This window comes from Rhizorhabdus sp. GW822-FHT03C02, assembly GCF_058801765.1.
In genome coordinates this window covers 1-14,348 of record NZ_JBXANN010000021.1, presented here as the reverse complement: position 1 = coordinate 14,348, position 14,348 = coordinate 1, and the positions used below count along the sequence as shown (strand labels likewise).

The window sequence follows — 14,348 nt, the reverse complement described above, 5'->3', positions numbered from 1 at the left end:
AAAATACCAGGCTCAGGCGGGCAGCTGAGCCCGCGCCTGCTCGGCGGCGACGAGGCGGCGGATGAGCTGTCGCACCTGGCGGCCGCCGACATCGCTGGCGATGTCGATCATCGGCTGGCCATCGTCGGCGTCGATCCGCTGCTGCTGGAGTTCGAGCACCTCCTGGTCCTCGCGGAAGGTATCGGCGGTCTGGCGGAACACCAGATCGGCAATGCCGTCCTCGAGCCTGTTGGTCGCCATCGACCAGAAATAATGGGTGGTGCGATCGGTCTCGGGGGTGATGCCGTGGAAGCCGAGCATCGAGAAGCCGTGCTGGCGCTTTCCCGCATAGGCGCCGGTGCCGGCGTCGCAGGCGCCGGTGTGGATCCGGATCATCACCGGGGTGAACTCGATCTCCTGCCAGCGATCGACCAGCCCGGTGAACCTGCCCGCCGCGCGGTAGGTCGGCGGCGGCTCCGAGGCCGGCATGTGGCGGGTGACGCGGACGCCGTTGGTGATCTTCATGGTCTCGGTCTTCGTCCGGAAGTGCAGCTCCGGATCGCCGCCGATCGTGTTGGGGTGGATATAGGGGAGGTGCGAGAGGTCCATCAGATTGTCGATCAGCAGCTGCCAGTTGCCGGCGACCGGGAAATGCGCGCTGCGCCAGGCCCAGGCGGGATCGTCGTGCCAGCCGATATCGGCGATCGTCGACGGGTCGGCACGGTCGGGATCGCCCATCCAGATCCAGATCAGCGCATTGCGTTCGACCAGCGGATAGCGGCGGACGCGGGCGGTGGCGGGGATCTGCGCCTGCGCCGGGATCTTGCGGCAGATGCCGCCGGTGTCGAACTCGAGCCCATGATAGGTGCAGCGCAGATGCTCGCCAGCCACCTGCCCCCGGCTGAGCGGCATCGCGCGGTGGACGCAGCGATCCTCAAGCGCGCCGAGTTCGCCGGCATCGGTGCGGAACAGCACCACCGGCCGGTTGAGGAAGGTGCGGCCGACGCGGTCGCCGGGGGCGAGATCGGTGCTCCAGCCGGCGACATACCAGTTTTCGTGGAGGAAAGGCGGCGATCCGGTCATGACGGGGCGCTCCGTGGTGGTGAATGGGGTGGCCGGGGTGCGCTCAGAAGCGCTGCAGGTCCTGGGCGATGACGATCGGCCCCTTATAGGCGGCAGCGATCTGCGCCTCGATCGCGTCGAGCGCCGCCGGGGTCGCGCCGGGGGCGACGAGATGGGTGACGACCAGTTGCTTCACCCCTGCCAGCACCGCCAGCTCGCCGACCTGCGCCGCGGTCAGATGATGGCCCGACAGATGGCGGGTCAGCGCGGCGATCGCCGGCGCGGGCATATCGGGGGTGTTGCGGCGGACATTGGCGACGGTCGCATCGACGTCGATCAACTCGCTCACCAGCAGGTCGACGCCGCGCGCCAGCGCCTCGACCGCGGTGCTCGGGCCAGTGTCGCCGGTATAGGCGATCGAGCGTCCGGGCAGGTCGAAACGGAACGCCAGCGACTTGAAGCGGCGATCGGCATCGCTGCCCGGCGCGAAGCTATAGTGGCTGTTCTGTGCCACGGTCACCGTCGCCGCGCCGATCCGCACCACCGCGCCGCCGGCGATCTCGGTCACCTCGACCATCGCCGCGGGATCGGCCTGGGGTTCGCCGGGCAAGCCGTAGCCGGCGGCGGCCGCGGGCGCCATCGATGCGAGCAGGCCGTCGATCATCGCCCGGGTGCCCGGCGGGCCATAGATCGCCAGCCTGCCCGGGACATTGGTCTGGTAGCGCAGCCCGAGCAGCGCGGCGACGCCGCCGGTGTGATCGAAGTGGAGATGGCTGAGGAACAGCGCCTTGACCTGCGGCAGCCGGACCCCGGCCTTGGCGAGCTGTTCGACGGCGCCGTCGCCGCAGTCGACCAGCCAGGCGTCGTTGCCGTCGACGATCAGATTGGCGGGCTGCGAGCGGTGCGGATCGGCGATCGGTCCGCCCATCGTGCCGAGGGCGATGAAGGCTGGTGCGGCCGACACGGGCGCGGCCGCCAGCGCCACTGCCAGCACCATCATACGCGTCCAAACTCTCATCGCGCGCCTCCTGCTTTGACCACCCTCTGGTCGATCGCGCCGAACAGCGACCGGCCGTCGGCGGTCACCTCCATCCGCACGCGGTCGCCGAAGCGCATGAACGGGGTGACCGGCGCACCGCCCGCGATCATCTCGATCGCGCGCCGTTCGGACAGGCAGCACGAGCCAACCTCGGCATAATCGGCGTTGGACACGGTGCCCGAGCCGATGATCGTGCCCGCGGGCAGATCGCGGGTGCGCGCGGCATGGGCGATCAGCTCGTGGAAGCCGAACGCCATCTCGCCGCCATGCGGCCTGCCGAAATGGCCGCCGTCGCGTTCGACCGCGAGCGGCAGCTGGACCCGGCCGTCGGCCCAGGCCGGCCCGAGCTCGTCGGGGGTGATCGCGAACGGCGCCAGCGAACAGGCGGGCTTGGCCTGGACCCAGCCGAAGCCGGTCTTCATCTCGGCCGGCGCGATCGCGCGCAGCGACCAGTCGTTGATCAGCAGCAGCAGCTTCACATGGCCGAGCGCATCGCCGGCAGAGGTGCCCATCGGCACCGCATCGGTGACGACGCCATATTCGCCCTCGAAATCGATGCTGTCGGCCTCGTCGGGCAGCGGCACATCGGCATGGCCGGGCAGGAAAAGATGCGACATGCCCTGGTACATCAGTGGACGATCGGTCTCGATCGGCGGCAGCCCGAACGCCTTCTGCATCAGCACGCCGTGCTGCGGGAAGGCCGATCCATCGAGCCATTGCCAGGCGCGCGGCAGCGGCGCGAGGGTGGCGGCCGGATCGATCGCGAACAGCCCGCGCGCGGTGAGCCGCTCGACTTGTTCGGCCAGCGCGTGGAGCGCGGGCGCGACCGCGTCCCAGCGTTCGAGCGCGTCCTGCAGGGTCGCGGCGATCGCGCCGGCGTCGGCGGCGCGACCGAGGTCGCGCGACACGACGACGAGCCGGCCGTCGGGGGTGCCATCGGGCAGGGTCGCGAGCTTCATCTCAACCCTCGACGATCGCGACCGCGCGGGTCCAGCCCGCCGAGGCGCCCTTGATCTTGTGGGGGAAGCAGCTGACGGTGAACCCGTGCGGCGGCAGTATCTCGAGATTGTGGAGTTTTTCGAGGTGGCAATAGCCGATGTCGCGGCCCGCCTTGTGACCTTCCCAGATCAGCGAGGTGTCGCCGGTCTCAGCGACCTTCTGCGCGGTGTAGCTGAACGGCGCGTCCCAGCTCCACGCGTCGGTGCCGGTCACCCGCACCCCGCGGCTGGTGAGGTAGATCGTCGCCTCATAACCCATGCCGCAGCCGATATTGACATAGTTCGGATCGCCCACCGCCTTGCCGGCGGCGGTGTTGATCAACACGATGTCGAGCGGCTGGAGATCATGGCCGATCCGCGCGAGTTCGGCCTCGACCTCGGCGGCGGTGACGACATGGCCGTCGGGAAGATGGCGGAAGTCGAGCTTCACCCCCGGGCGGAAGCACCAGTCGAGCGGCACCTCGTCGATCGTCATCGCCGGCTTGCCGCCGTCCTGGGTCGGGTGAAAATGCCACGGCGCGTCGAGATGGGTGCCGTTATGGGTGGTCAGCGTCACCCATTCGGCGGCGGCGAAACCGGCGCCGTCGGGGGTCTGCTCGGCGGTCACCCCGGGGAAGAAATGGCCGAGTTCGGGCAGGGTTTCGCCATGGGTCTGATAGGTGATCTTGGGCCGCAGGAAGGGCGGGTCGGTGACCACGTCGTTTTCGAGCAGGATCGACAGATCGACGAACGAACGGGTCATGGGCGTTCCTTGGGGATTGGGAGGGATGCGGTGACGGCGAACCAGGCCGGGGTCACAGGCAATCCACAACCGTCATGCTGAACTTGTTTCAGCATCCACTCCTCCACGCGGGAACGGCCCCTTGTGACACGGTGGATCCTGAAACGAGTTCAGGATGACGGAGGTGGGGATGGCGTGCCGTGGTCATGCCTGGCGCCATAGGCGGCGGAGTGCGAGGGCGGTCACCGTCGCGCCCAGGGCCGCGCCATAAGCGATCTTGGCCAGCAGTCCGGTCGCGAAGCCGATCGTGACAGGGGCGGACAGCAATAGCGCGATACCGCCACCGAGGATCGCGGCGATGACTGCCAGAACGAAAGCCTGCGCCACCACGAACGACCGCGCAGGCACGGTCAGGCCGGCGGCGGCGATCGGCCGCAGCGCGAGCAGCCCGGGGACCAGCGCGCCCATCAGCGCGACCATGAAGCTCTGCGGGACGAAGTCGAAGGCGAAGCCGCCGACGCCCGCGACCGGCACCGCCGCGAGGCCGTGGAACAGCGCGAGGTAGAAGCCCGCGCTGATCGCCGCGTTGATCAGGGCGCTGATCACCGCCTCGCGCGCGATGACGGGGCTGCTCACCCGAGCCGCCCGCCGAGCGTTTCGGCGAACCAGTCGGCGATATGGTCGCGGCCATAGGCCATGTTGTCGGCGCCGACATGCTCGACCCCGCCCTCGCGCGCGGTGAAGATCTTCAATTCGCGGCGCGGGCTGTTGATCAGCTGGTCGTAGCAGTCATGCGCATATTGGACGCCGATCTGGCGGTCCTTCTCGCCATGGGTGACGAGGAACGGCACCCGGACCCCGTCCATATGGCCGTTGAGATTCATGTCGGCGCTCTTGGCGAGGAAGTCGTCCATGTCGGTCGCGCCGAACGCCCACATCACATGCGCCCAATAATGCGGGACCGGATTCTCGCCCTCGCGCTTGAGCCTTTTCTGCTGAACCTCGGCCCAGTTGTGGTTGGCGCCCCACACCGCGCCGCTGGCGAAGCGCGGCTCATAGGCGACCGCGCGCGGTGCGAAATGGCCGCCGAGCGAGATGCCGGTCATGCCGATCCGCGTCGGATCGACCTCGGGCCGCGCCTCGAGCCAGTCGACCGCCTTCGACGCCCAATGTTCGCTATGCGGATCGACCGGCAGCCCCTGCAGCCGCAGCGCCTCGCCGCTGCCGGGCTGGTCGACGCACAGGGTCGAGATGCCGCGGCGTGCGAGCGCCTCGGGAAGCCGCGACCAGTAGAGCAGTTCCTTGCAGCTATCGAGGCCGTTGCAATAGACCACCACCGGCTTGGGCCCGACGCCCGGCGCGCGGGTGTAAAGCGCGGGCATCGTGCCGGTCGTCAGCGGGATCTCGACCCGCTCGCGGTCGAGGCCGCCGAGCCGGGTCGCCTTTTCGAACGCCGCCAGCGCCTTGGCGTAGGTCGCCTGGCGACCGGGATGGCCATGGCCCTGCATGCGTTCGGCGTTGATCAAGTAGAGCGCCGCGCGATCGAGCTTGGCCGACGCCGAGAAGCCGCGGCCGAGCGCCTCGTCCTCAGCCGCCAGATCGACCAGCTTGTCGCCCATCGCCACCCACTGCGCCATGAAGTGCGGGGTGCCGGCGTCGGCGCCGTTCGCGGCGGCGTCGCGGATCGGCTGACACATGTCGACGATCTCGCCGATCTGCCCGCCGCTCTCCATCGCGATCGCGACCGACAGGTTCCAGATATAGTTGGGAAAATATTCGAACAGCGCCACGATCAGATCTCCGCCGGCTGGAACAGGCCCTTGTCGGCCTCCGGATGCGGCATCGTCTGCGGGCCGCCGACGCCGATCCCCCACTGGTCCATCACCCCGGGGCCGGGGACATGGACCTTGTCGACATGCCCCTCGAAATCGACATCCTCGAGCTCGGCGGTATATTCGACCGCGAAGCCGGCCGGGGTGGTGAAATAGCTGAAGGTGTTGTTGCCGGCGGTGTGGCGCCCCGGGCCCCAGCGCAGTTCGGTGCCCTTGTGCCTGAGCCGGTGGATGCCGCGCATCATGTCGTCGACCGACACCATGTCATAGGCGACATGGTTGAGGCAGGGCGGCCCGGGCAGGATGGCGAGGCGGTGATGCGCGCCGTTGCAGCGCAGGAAGCACATGAAGTCGCCGAGCCAGTCGGACACGCGGAACCCCAGCACCTCGACGAAGAAACGCACCATCGCCTGATGATCGGGCGAATGGAGGACGATATGGCTGATCTTCTGCGGGATCCCCTCCCAGCGCGCGACCTCGCGCTTCGGGCCGCGCGCGACATCGGCCGATATCTCGAACGGCAGTCCGTCGGGGCTGAAGAAGCGAAAGCCGTAACCGCCGCCCAGCGTCGTCAGCTCGCGCGGGGCGAAGATGATCCGGCAGCCCGCCGCGACCACCTTGTCGCGGAGACCGTCGACGTCGGCGCGGCTGTCGGCATGGAGCGCGATCACGTCGACCCGCCGGTCCTCGGCTTCGCGCAACCGCACGACATAGAGTTCGTCGGCGCCCTCGGCGGCGAAATGGACCATGCCATCCTGCTCGCCCGCCTCGCGCAGCCCCCAGACGTCGCGGTAGAAGGCGCGCTCGGCATCGAGGCCGGGCACGCCATAGCCAACATATCGGATCTCGGTGACACGCGACATCGTAATACTCCCCTGGCGAGCCGTCAGATCGGCTCGGCAATCCTCATGAACATTTCGCGGGTGGCGACGCTGTTATCGACCAGCGGCCCCTGGCCGAGCTGACCCAGGCAGATCGCCCGCGACGCCTCGACGATGTAGCGGCAGCGATCGAAGCGGCGCGCCTCATAGGCCGCCAACGCCGGCGCGATCGCGTCGCCGCGGCCCAGTTCGTCGGCGAGCACGATCGCATCCTCGATCGCCATCCCCGCCCCCTGCCCCAGATGCGGGGTGGTGGCGTGGACGGCATCGCCGAGCAGCACCACCCGCCCCTGGTGCCAGGGACCCGACAGCAGCAGCCATTCGAGCGGCTTGTAGACCACCCCGTCATCGTCGTGGATCCGGTCGGCGAGCGCACGGATCGCGGGCGCCGGCACCCTCGCCAGCCGCTCGCGCATCGCCGCGGCCAACCCCTCGCGCGGGAACCGCGGATTGCCGGGCTCGGCGGTGGTGACGAACATGTACATCAGCCCGTCGGCGAGCGGCACGAGGCCGATCCCGGTCTCGCCATTATAGACGCTGAGCCCGTCGACCGCCGCGTCGCGGGGGAAATTGTAGCGCCAGACCGACTGGCCGGTGAATTCGGGCGCCATCGCGTCCGGGAAGATCGTCTCGCGGATCTGCGAATAGAGGCCGTCGGCGCCGATCATCAGGTCATAGTCGCCGGTGTTGCCGTCGCTGAACCGCACCGCCACCCGGCTGCCGTCGTCGTCGAAGTCGACGACGGTGACGCCCAGCCGGATCGCGGCGCCCGCCGCCCTGGCGCGGGCGGCGAGCACGTCGTGGAGCGACCGGCGGCCGATCCCGACATTGGCGGGATATTCGGGCACCAGCCGCGGCGACGGCACCTGCGCGACCTTCTGCCCGGTCGGCAGATGGATCGAGACATGGTCGAAGCCGAAGCCCGCCGACAGATAATCGTCGATCAGGTCGAGTTCGGCCATCGCGCGCACGACATTGGCCTGCTGGATGATGCCGACGCCATAGACCGACCAGTCGGGATCGCGTTCGATCATCGTGACCGCATGGCCGGCGCGGCGCAGCGCGATCGCGGCGGTGAGCCCGCCGATGCCGGCACCGACCACCAGGATGTTGAGGGATTGCATGGGCGCCGATGCTCCGATCAATATTTCGCCATGACCCGCAGGCCATAGGTGCGCGGGGGCGAGGTCACGACGGTGCCGACCCCGCCGATGTTGAAGATCGGTGCGGCGGTGACGATGCGGTTGTCTTCGATGTTGCGGACGAAGCCGGCGATCGACCAGCGGTCGTCGGCGGGGCCGAAGGAGAGCTGGGCATTGGACGACCAGGTCGATCCGACCCGCTGATAGTCGAGATATTCGAACCCGACATAGCGGCTCGACTTATATTGGGTGTCGGCCTGGGCGACGAATTTATAGTCGCCGACCGGGATGGTCTGCTGGCCGCCGAGGTTGATCGTCCATTTCGGCGACTGATAGGACGGCCGGCCCGAGCAATCGACGGTGCGTATCGTCGGCGTCGCGGGATCGATCGTCACCGGGCAGCCGACATAGGGCGGCGCGTTGCCGACCGGGACGGTGTAGGCGAAGCTGGAATATTTCGCCTTGAGATACTGAACCTGGGCGTTGAGCAGGGTGTTCGACAGCGGCCGCCAGATCATTTCGACCTCGGCGCCCTTGTTGGTCGAGCGGCCGACATTCTCGGTGAACTGGCCCTGGTTGCCGCGCAGGTCGATGCCGGTGTGGTTGACCTGCTGGTTGCGATATTTCCAGTAGAAGGCCTCGATGTTGAGCTGGAGGCTGTTGTCGAACAGCCGGTTCTTCGATCCGATCGTGAAGGCGTCGATATATTCGGGCTCGAACGTCTCCTTGCCGAACGACAGCGAGAAGCCGCCCGAGCGGTAGCCGGTCTCATAGCTCGCATAGACCAGCGACGACAGCCCCAGATCATATTCGGCGGCCGCCCGATAGGTCACCCGACTGGGCGACTGGCTCTGATCGACCGGGGTGGTCGCGCGGGTGACGATCGCGCCGGTGCCGGGCAGGAAGGCCGGCGCGCCATTCGCCGCAGGCACCGCGAACGGGATCTGCGACACCCGGTCGACCACCGGGATCACCGGCGCATTGGGGCAGCTCGGCACCCCGGCCACGCGCACCGTGCAGACCACGGTGACGACGTCGGCGAGACCGCTGAAATCCTTCTCATCCTTGGTGTAGCGCAGGCCCCCGACCAGCCGGAGATTGTCGCCGACATGCGCGGTAACCCGGCCGAAGGCGGCATAGGAGCGGGTCTTGCTGGTGAAATCCTGGATCGCGGTCAGCGCGTCCTGACTGAAGGTGTAATTGCCCTGCACCCGCTCGTCGAAATAATAGCCGCCGGCGATCAGGTCGAAGATGCCGACCCGCTCGCTCGCGAAGCGCGCCTCGAGGCTATACTGGCTGTCGTCTTCCTGGATGAAGCCGATGAAGGCCGGGGTCGGGAAGCCGTTATCGAGGGTCGCGAAGCGCGCCGCCGGGATGATGGTGAAGGTGCCGGCGTCGGTGCGATATTCGACCTCGGCCTTCATCCCCCAGAAGCTGTTGTCCTGATAGACGTCGGGATCGAGCGCGCCGAGGGTGCGGCCGGGAAGCCCCGCGAACAGCGTGCGACGATAAGCGATCGAGGCCGGATCATAGAGCCCGGTCGACCGCGACAGCCCCGACGGGCGGACGACATAGGCACCCGCGACCGGATTATAGCCGAAGGATTCGGCATAGGCCGCCCCTACCCCCTCGCCGCCATTGTGCGACCAGTCGGCGCCGATCCTCAGCTTGAGATCCGGGGTGAGATCGACCGCGAGCTGCGCGCGCAGCGCCTGGGTCTTCTCGTCGTTCATGCCGTCGGACAGATAGCCGTCGCGCGAGACGATATTGCCCGACAGCCGGAAGCCGGCATGTTCGCCGAGCCCGAGGTTGATCGCCCCTTGCGCGTTGATCGCGTCGTAATTGCCGTAGCTGAGGCTGGCGAAGGCCGAGGTCTCGCCCTTGACCGGCTTGGCCGGCAACACGTTGATCGCGCCGCCGGTCGCGTTGCGGCCGTAGAGGGTGCCCTGCGGCCCCTTGAGCACCTCGACCCGTTCGAGATCGTAGAACATGCCCGCGGTCGAGGTCGGCCGGCCGAGATAGACGCCGTCATAATTGAAGGCGATCGCCGGGTCGCTATAGCCGTTGACGGTGAAGTTGCCGACGCCGCGCAGGAAGAAGGTGGTGTTGGCGCCGCCATTGTTCTGGACGCTCAGCGACGGGATCAGCGAGCCGAGCTGGCCCGATGTGGTGACCGCACCGGTCATCAGCGCGGCGCCGGTGACGACGTCGACCGGGATCGCCGCCTTCTGCAAGGATTCCGAACGGCGCTGCGCGGTGACGACGATCTCCTCGAGCCCGGCGTCGGGCGTGGCGGCGTCGGCGGCCGCAGGTACCGGCGCCATCTGGGCCGCGGCCTGCCCTCCGGCCAGCAGGCCGATCATCGCCGTTCCGATCAGATATGTCGCGCGCATCGCATTCCCCTCCATCGGCCTCTGCGCCGTTGGCGGCGCGGGCTGCTTTCGGGAGGTCTATTGCCAAGCCGGCAGGATTAGAGGAAATCTATTGTTCGGATGAATTTCCATTCATGAATCAAATAGGTCCGCATGCGCTACAAGGGGCTCGATCTCAACCTGCTGACGGCGTTCCAGGTGTTGATGACCGAACGCAGCGTCACCGCGGCGGCGCGGCGGCTCAACCTCAGCCAGCCGGCGACCAGCTCGGCGCTGTCGCGGCTGCGCGATTATTTCGAGGATGAGCTGCTGATCGTGTCGGGGCGGACGATGCTGCCGACGCCCAAGGCCGAGACGCTGATGCCGCTTGTCCACGCATTGCTGGGCGATGCCGAGCGGCTGGTGGCGGCGTCGACCCGCTTCGATCCGGGGCGTACCGCGCGCCAGTTCCGGATCGCCGGGTCGGATTATATCCTGACGGTGCTGCTGGCGCCGATGATCGCGCGGCTGGAAGCCGAGGCCCCGAATATCGGCTTCAAGCTGGTGCCGGTGACCGCCGCGAGCCTATCCGATCTCGAACGCGGCGATGTCGACCTGCTGCTGATGCCCGAGCAATTTCGGTCGCCGGCGCATCCCAGCATTCCCATCTTCGAGGAACCGCATGTCGTGGTCGGCTGGAGCGGCAACCCGGTGTTCGACAGGCCACTCACCCTCGACGCCTTCCTTGCCCAGAAACATGTCGTCGTCGAACTCGGCCCGACCCGCGCGCTGCCCTTCGCCGAGGAACATGTCCGCGGCCTCGGCCTCGAACGGCGGATCGACGTCGTCGCCCCCTCGTTCGCGGCGGTGCCCTGCCTGCTCCCCGACACGACCCGGCTGGCGATCATGCACCGGCGGCTGGCCGAGACCTTCGCCGCCTGGCTGCCGCTGACGATCGCCCCGCTGCCGTTCGAATTACCGGCGATGCGCGAGGTCGCCCAATATCACCGCACCCGCGACAAGGACGAGGGGCTGCACTGGCTGATCGGCGAGATGAAGCGCAGCGCCGACGGCATCGACGATGCGCAGGGCGCACCGGCGGCCTGAGTGACGATTCAGGCCTCCGCGGCCATCCCCTCGACCGGCGCGGCGGCAGGCGCTGCAGGCTGGATCTTCTTGGTCTGGCGCGCCTTGGGATTTTCGAAGTCGGCGACGAATTTCGGGCGCACCGTGCCGCACAGCCAATCCCAGATCGTGGTGTATCCGCCGAAATTATAATTGAAATATTTATGGTGCTGATCGTGGAAACTGGTGGTGATGAACCATTTCGTCGCCCAGCTGCGGTTCCACCAGCGGGGGAAGAATTCGTAGCCGGCATGGACGTAGAGGCCCATGATGATGTTGGTCGGGCCGATCAGCGCCATCGTCGCGTCATGGACGGTGAAGACCGCGAGGAACAGCGGCACGAAGCCGCCATTGATCAGGGATTCGAGCGGGTTGACCGACAGGGTCGTCAGCAGGTTCGGCGCGGTCGACTTGTGGTGGAGCTTGTGGACCCAGCTATAGACCGGTTCCTTGTGCATCCAGCGGTGCAGCCAGTAGAACCAGGTGTCGAACAGGAAGAAATAGAGCGCGAATTCGAGGCCGATCACCCACCACTGGGTCGGCGCGCTGTTGAAGGTGATGAAGCCGTAATCGCCGAGCAGCTTGCGCAGCGGCCCGAGGGTGAAGGCGCTGACGACGAGGTTGATCAGCCCGAAGATCGCCTCGTTGCGGAAGATCTTCCACTTGAAGCCCTTGGGCTGGATCTTGCGCGCCTTGAAGAAGCCGCTGGCGATGCCGATCGCCAGCCCGCTCAGCAGGAACAGCGCCAGCCACAGGTTCAGCATAGAGTCGCCGCTGAGCAGGCTTCGGATCATTCTTGTCGCTCCAGGACCGGGATTCGCTGCGCCCTTATATAGTTCAATATATGAATAAACAATATCGCTCGATAAGGCGCCTCGACCGTTCGCCAGGCCCGGATCAATCGGGGCGATACCAATAAACGTCCTGCCCCAATGCCGAAAACCGGCCCGCAGGCTCCGGCGGTTCGCGCCGGTTTCGCGGAACGAAATAGCCCCAGCCGCCGTCGAAATAGGGCTTCACCAGGATATCTATACCGTTCGGATCGATGGTTACCTGTGCGGGCCCGAGGCTTGCGATATGGTGGGGCCAGCGGCTTTTCGGAACGGCATGGTTGCGGGGCGGATCGGTCGCCATCAGGATCCGGGATTCGCCTTCGATCGCCCGCAATGTCGAAAGATCATGGATCGGTCGGCTACAACCGGAGAGCACGGCGAAGGCCATGGCCAGAACGGCGAACGCCGCTGCACTTTGCCGCCGCCTTTCGCGCGCCTCGAAGATTTCGCGCTGCCCGGTTTCGGGCGCCGCCGATATGGCCGCCTCTCCCACTATCATTGTCTAACCTGGGATGGGGATTGCGGCAAGCCGGGGGTCCTGGCCCATGAACATGCCCCTCGATTCGGATCACCATGAGGGAGAGCAAATGATGACCGGCACCGCCGCACCGATTTTCTACCATGGCACCCGCGCCGACCTGAAGCCCGGCGACCTGCTCGGCGCCGGCTACAGCTCGAACTATGGCGCGCGCAAACAGGCGTCGTGGGTCTATCTGACCGCGACGATGGATGCGGCGATCTGGGGCGCCGAACTGGCCGTAGGCGACGGTCGCGAGCGGATCTACATCGTCGAGCCGACCGGGCCGATCGTCGACGACCCCAACCTGACCGACACAAAATTCCCCGGCAATCCGACCCGCTCCTACCGCTCGCGCGACCCGCTCAGGATTGTTGGCGAGGTCGCGGCGTGGGAGGGGCATTCGCCCGAACGGCTCAGGCAAATGCAGGATTTCCTCGTGCGGCTGAAGGCCGAGGGCATCGAGGCGATAGATTGAGGCTGCTGGCGTCGTACGGATGGCTGTGCGACGCTGGCTGCAACAAGCCGAGCAGGACAGCTGACGCATGCGCATGAACGAGAAGGAAGCGAACCGCCTGCATGTGCTGAAGATGATACGACGCCACGAGCCGGTCGCGCGGACCGACCTCACCCGGATCACCGGGCTGGCGCAGGCGACGATCACCGCGATCGTCGGCGATTTCGTCCGGCTCGGCTATCTGGTCGAGGAAAAGGCGCCGCTCGCGACCGGCGGGCGGCCGCGGATCGCGCTCAGGCTCAATCCCGATGCCGCTTATGTGGTGGGGGCGCTGCTTGCCGAGGACGGGACGATGCTGGTCGAGGTCGCCAATCTGCGCGGCGACACGCTCAACCGGCACGTCACCCCGATCGCCTGGCGGCAGACGCTCGACGCCTATGTCGCGCAGCTGGCCGACATATTGCGCGACGGCATCGCCCGTTCGGCGGTCGATTCCGCGGCGATCCACAGCATCGGCCTGGCGCTGCCCGCGCTGATCGACAGCGACGCCGGGATCGTCAACTGGTTTCCCGCCTTCCCGCCCGACCCGATCCCGCTGGCGGCGATCCTCCAGGCGCGGCTGGGGCTGCCGGTGCGGATCGAGCATGCCGCCGACGTGATCGCGCGCGCCGAGCACTGGTTCGGCGACGATCTGCAGATGCAGGATTTCAGTCTGCTGATGCTCGATCTCGGCATGGGCTTCAGCCGCTATGTCGATGGCCAGGTCCGCGCCGGCGCGCATGGCCTCAATTCGGAGCTGGCGCATGTGAAGATGGTGCTCGACGACGGCCCCGCCTGCGTCTGCGGCGCGCGGGGATGCCTGACCGCCTTCGCCTCGGTGATCGGCATCGTCTCGCGGATCGCGGCGCTGCGCGGCGAGGCACGGCCGCGGATCAAGGCGGTGCGCGGCCTGTTCCGCGACTATGCGCGTGCGGCGCTGGCCGGCGACGGCGATGCCCGTGCGATCTTCGAACAGGGCGGCCGCTGCCTGGGGCTGGCGGTCGCCAACCATATCAACGTGTCCGATCCCGCCCGGGTGATGATCCTGGTGCGCGAGCCGCTGCTCCACGAACTGATCGCGCCGGCCTTCCACGCCGCGCTCGCCGCCAATGTCCTGCCGCCGTTCGCCGAACGGGTGCCGGTCGCGTTCCGGGCGTGGACCGACGAGCATTCGTCGCGCGGGGCGGCGGCGCTGGTGCTCGAGCGGCTCTATCGGGCGAGTGGCGGGTGATGGTGGGCCTTCAACTTCTAACCCGTTCGTGTCGAGCGCAGTCGAGACACGTTGCGCTGGTGGCACGTGTTGGGGTGGACGGCCCCCGACGGCATCGCAATGTGCCAGAATGAGGTTGTCGAGATCTCAAACGAGGAGGCC

Annotated in this window: 14 protein-coding genes; 3 read left to right on the top strand and 11 right to left on the bottom strand. The window is 67.3% G+C overall.

Annotated features, from left to right (window positions below; translation table 11 throughout):
- Positions 1–12: 12 nt before the first annotated feature.
- The 9 genes from AC1RM6_RS29230 to AC1RM6_RS29190 form a co-directional block, all read right to left on the bottom strand.
- Positions 13–1,062 (bottom strand): aromatic ring-hydroxylating dioxygenase subunit alpha, encoded by a 1,050-nt coding sequence (locus AC1RM6_RS29230; protein ID WP_493107976.1) that lies wholly within the window; start codon positions 1,060–1,062, stop codon positions 13–15.
- Between the two features lie 43 nt (positions 1,063–1,105).
- The gene (locus AC1RM6_RS29225; RefSeq protein WP_493107974.1) at positions 1,106–2,059 is read right to left on the bottom strand and encodes an MBL fold metallo-hydrolase; all 954 of its coding nucleotides are present in this window, start codon (positions 2,057–2,059) and stop codon (positions 1,106–1,108) included.
- Positions 2,056–3,039, bottom strand: a complete 984-nt coding sequence (locus AC1RM6_RS29220) for a fumarylacetoacetate hydrolase family protein (RefSeq protein WP_493107972.1) — start codon at positions 3,037–3,039, stop codon at positions 2,056–2,058. The genes AC1RM6_RS29225 and AC1RM6_RS29220 overlap by 4 nt, the downstream gene beginning before the upstream one ends.
- Position 3,040: 1 nt before the next feature.
- Complete coding sequence (locus tag AC1RM6_RS29215; protein WP_493107970.1) at positions 3,041–3,820, bottom strand: cyclase family protein; 780 nt, start codon at positions 3,818–3,820, stop codon at positions 3,041–3,043.
- Between the two features lie 183 nt (positions 3,821–4,003).
- The gene (locus AC1RM6_RS29210; RefSeq protein ID WP_493107968.1) at positions 4,004–4,435 is read right to left on the bottom strand and encodes a hypothetical protein; all 432 of its coding nucleotides are present in this window, start codon (positions 4,433–4,435) and stop codon (positions 4,004–4,006) included.
- A complete protein-coding gene (locus AC1RM6_RS29205; RefSeq protein ID WP_493107966.1) occupies positions 4,432–5,589 on the bottom strand; it encodes an alpha/beta hydrolase family protein in 1,158 nt (385 codons plus the stop codon). The genes AC1RM6_RS29210 and AC1RM6_RS29205 overlap by 4 nt, the downstream gene beginning before the upstream one ends.
- 2 nt (positions 5,590–5,591) lie before the next feature.
- A complete protein-coding gene (locus AC1RM6_RS29200) occupies positions 5,592–6,494 on the bottom strand; it encodes a VOC family protein (protein WP_493107964.1) in 903 nt (300 codons plus the stop codon).
- 23 nt (positions 6,495–6,517) lie between these two features.
- Complete coding sequence (locus tag AC1RM6_RS29195) at positions 6,518–7,636, bottom strand: FAD-dependent oxidoreductase (protein ID WP_493107962.1); 1,119 nt, start codon at positions 7,634–7,636, stop codon at positions 6,518–6,520.
- A gap of 17 nt (positions 7,637–7,653) precedes the next feature.
- Positions 7,654–10,047 carry a TonB-dependent receptor gene (locus AC1RM6_RS29190; protein WP_493107960.1) on the bottom strand — a complete coding sequence of 798 codons (2,394 nt, stop codon included), beginning with the start codon at positions 10,045–10,047 and terminating at the stop codon, positions 7,654–7,656.
- Positions 10,048–10,179: 132 nt separating this feature from the next.
- Here AC1RM6_RS29190 and AC1RM6_RS29185 point away from each other — a divergent pair, with 132 nt between their 5' ends.
- Positions 10,180–11,112, top strand: a complete 933-nt coding sequence (locus AC1RM6_RS29185) for a LysR family transcriptional regulator (RefSeq protein ID WP_493107958.1) — start codon at positions 10,180–10,182, stop codon at positions 11,110–11,112.
- Positions 11,113–11,120: 8 nt separating this feature from the next.
- Here AC1RM6_RS29185 and AC1RM6_RS29180 read toward each other — a convergent pair whose 3' ends face one another.
- Both AC1RM6_RS29180 and AC1RM6_RS29175 read right to left on the bottom strand, forming a co-directional pair.
- Entirely contained in the window at positions 11,121–11,924 is an 804-nt protein-coding gene (locus tag AC1RM6_RS29180) for a sterol desaturase family protein (protein ID WP_493107956.1), read from the bottom strand.
- 103 nt (positions 11,925–12,027) lie between these two features.
- Entirely contained in the window at positions 12,028–12,462 is a 435-nt protein-coding gene (locus tag AC1RM6_RS29175; protein ID WP_493107954.1) for a hypothetical protein, read from the bottom strand.
- Between the two features lie 91 nt (positions 12,463–12,553).
- Here AC1RM6_RS29175 and arr point away from each other — a divergent pair, with 91 nt between their 5' ends.
- Together arr and AC1RM6_RS29165 are read left to right on the top strand one after the other, a co-directional pair.
- A complete protein-coding gene (gene arr / locus AC1RM6_RS29170; protein WP_493107952.1) occupies positions 12,554–12,958 on the top strand; it encodes an NAD(+)--rifampin ADP-ribosyltransferase in 405 nt (134 codons plus the stop codon).
- Positions 12,959–13,025: 67 nt separating this feature from the next.
- Positions 13,026–14,207 (top strand): ROK family protein, encoded by a 1,182-nt coding sequence (locus AC1RM6_RS29165; RefSeq protein WP_493107950.1) that lies wholly within the window; start codon positions 13,026–13,028, stop codon positions 14,205–14,207.
- The last annotated feature ends 141 nt before the right edge of the window (positions 14,208–14,348 follow it).

Coding starts and splice junctions, on each gene's coding strand:
- AC1RM6_RS29165 (WP_493107950.1), top strand. CDS start 13,026: ATGCGCATGAACGAGAAGGAAGCGAACCGCCTGCATGTGCTGAAGATG.
- AC1RM6_RS29185 (WP_493107958.1), top strand. CDS start 10,180: ATGCGCTACAAGGGGCTCGATCTCAACCTGCTGACGGCGTTCCAGGTG.
- AC1RM6_RS29175 (WP_493107954.1), bottom strand. CDS start 12,462: ATGATAGTGGGAGAGGCGGCCATATCGGCGGCGCCCGAAACCGGGCAG.
- AC1RM6_RS29220 (WP_493107972.1), bottom strand. CDS start 3,039: ATGAAGCTCGCGACCCTGCCCGATGGCACCCCCGACGGCCGGCTCGTC.
- AC1RM6_RS29180 (WP_493107956.1), bottom strand. CDS start 11,924: ATGATCCGAAGCCTGCTCAGCGGCGACTCTATGCTGAACCTGTGGCTG.
- AC1RM6_RS29230 (WP_493107976.1), bottom strand. CDS start 1,062: ATGACCGGATCGCCGCCTTTCCTCCACGAAAACTGGTATGTCGCCGGC.
- arr (WP_493107952.1), top strand. CDS start 12,554: ATGACCGGCACCGCCGCACCGATTTTCTACCATGGCACCCGCGCCGAC.
- AC1RM6_RS29195 (WP_493107962.1), bottom strand. CDS start 7,636: ATGCAATCCCTCAACATCCTGGTGGTCGGTGCCGGCATCGGCGGGCTC.
- AC1RM6_RS29225 (WP_493107974.1), bottom strand. CDS start 2,059: ATGAGAGTTTGGACGCGTATGATGGTGCTGGCAGTGGCGCTGGCGGCC.
- AC1RM6_RS29215 (WP_493107970.1), bottom strand. CDS start 3,820: ATGACCCGTTCGTTCGTCGATCTGTCGATCCTGCTCGAAAACGACGTG.
- AC1RM6_RS29200 (WP_493107964.1), bottom strand. CDS start 6,494: ATGTCGCGTGTCACCGAGATCCGATATGTTGGCTATGGCGTGCCCGGC.
- AC1RM6_RS29190 (WP_493107960.1), bottom strand. CDS start 10,047: ATGCGCGCGACATATCTGATCGGAACGGCGATGATCGGCCTGCTGGCC.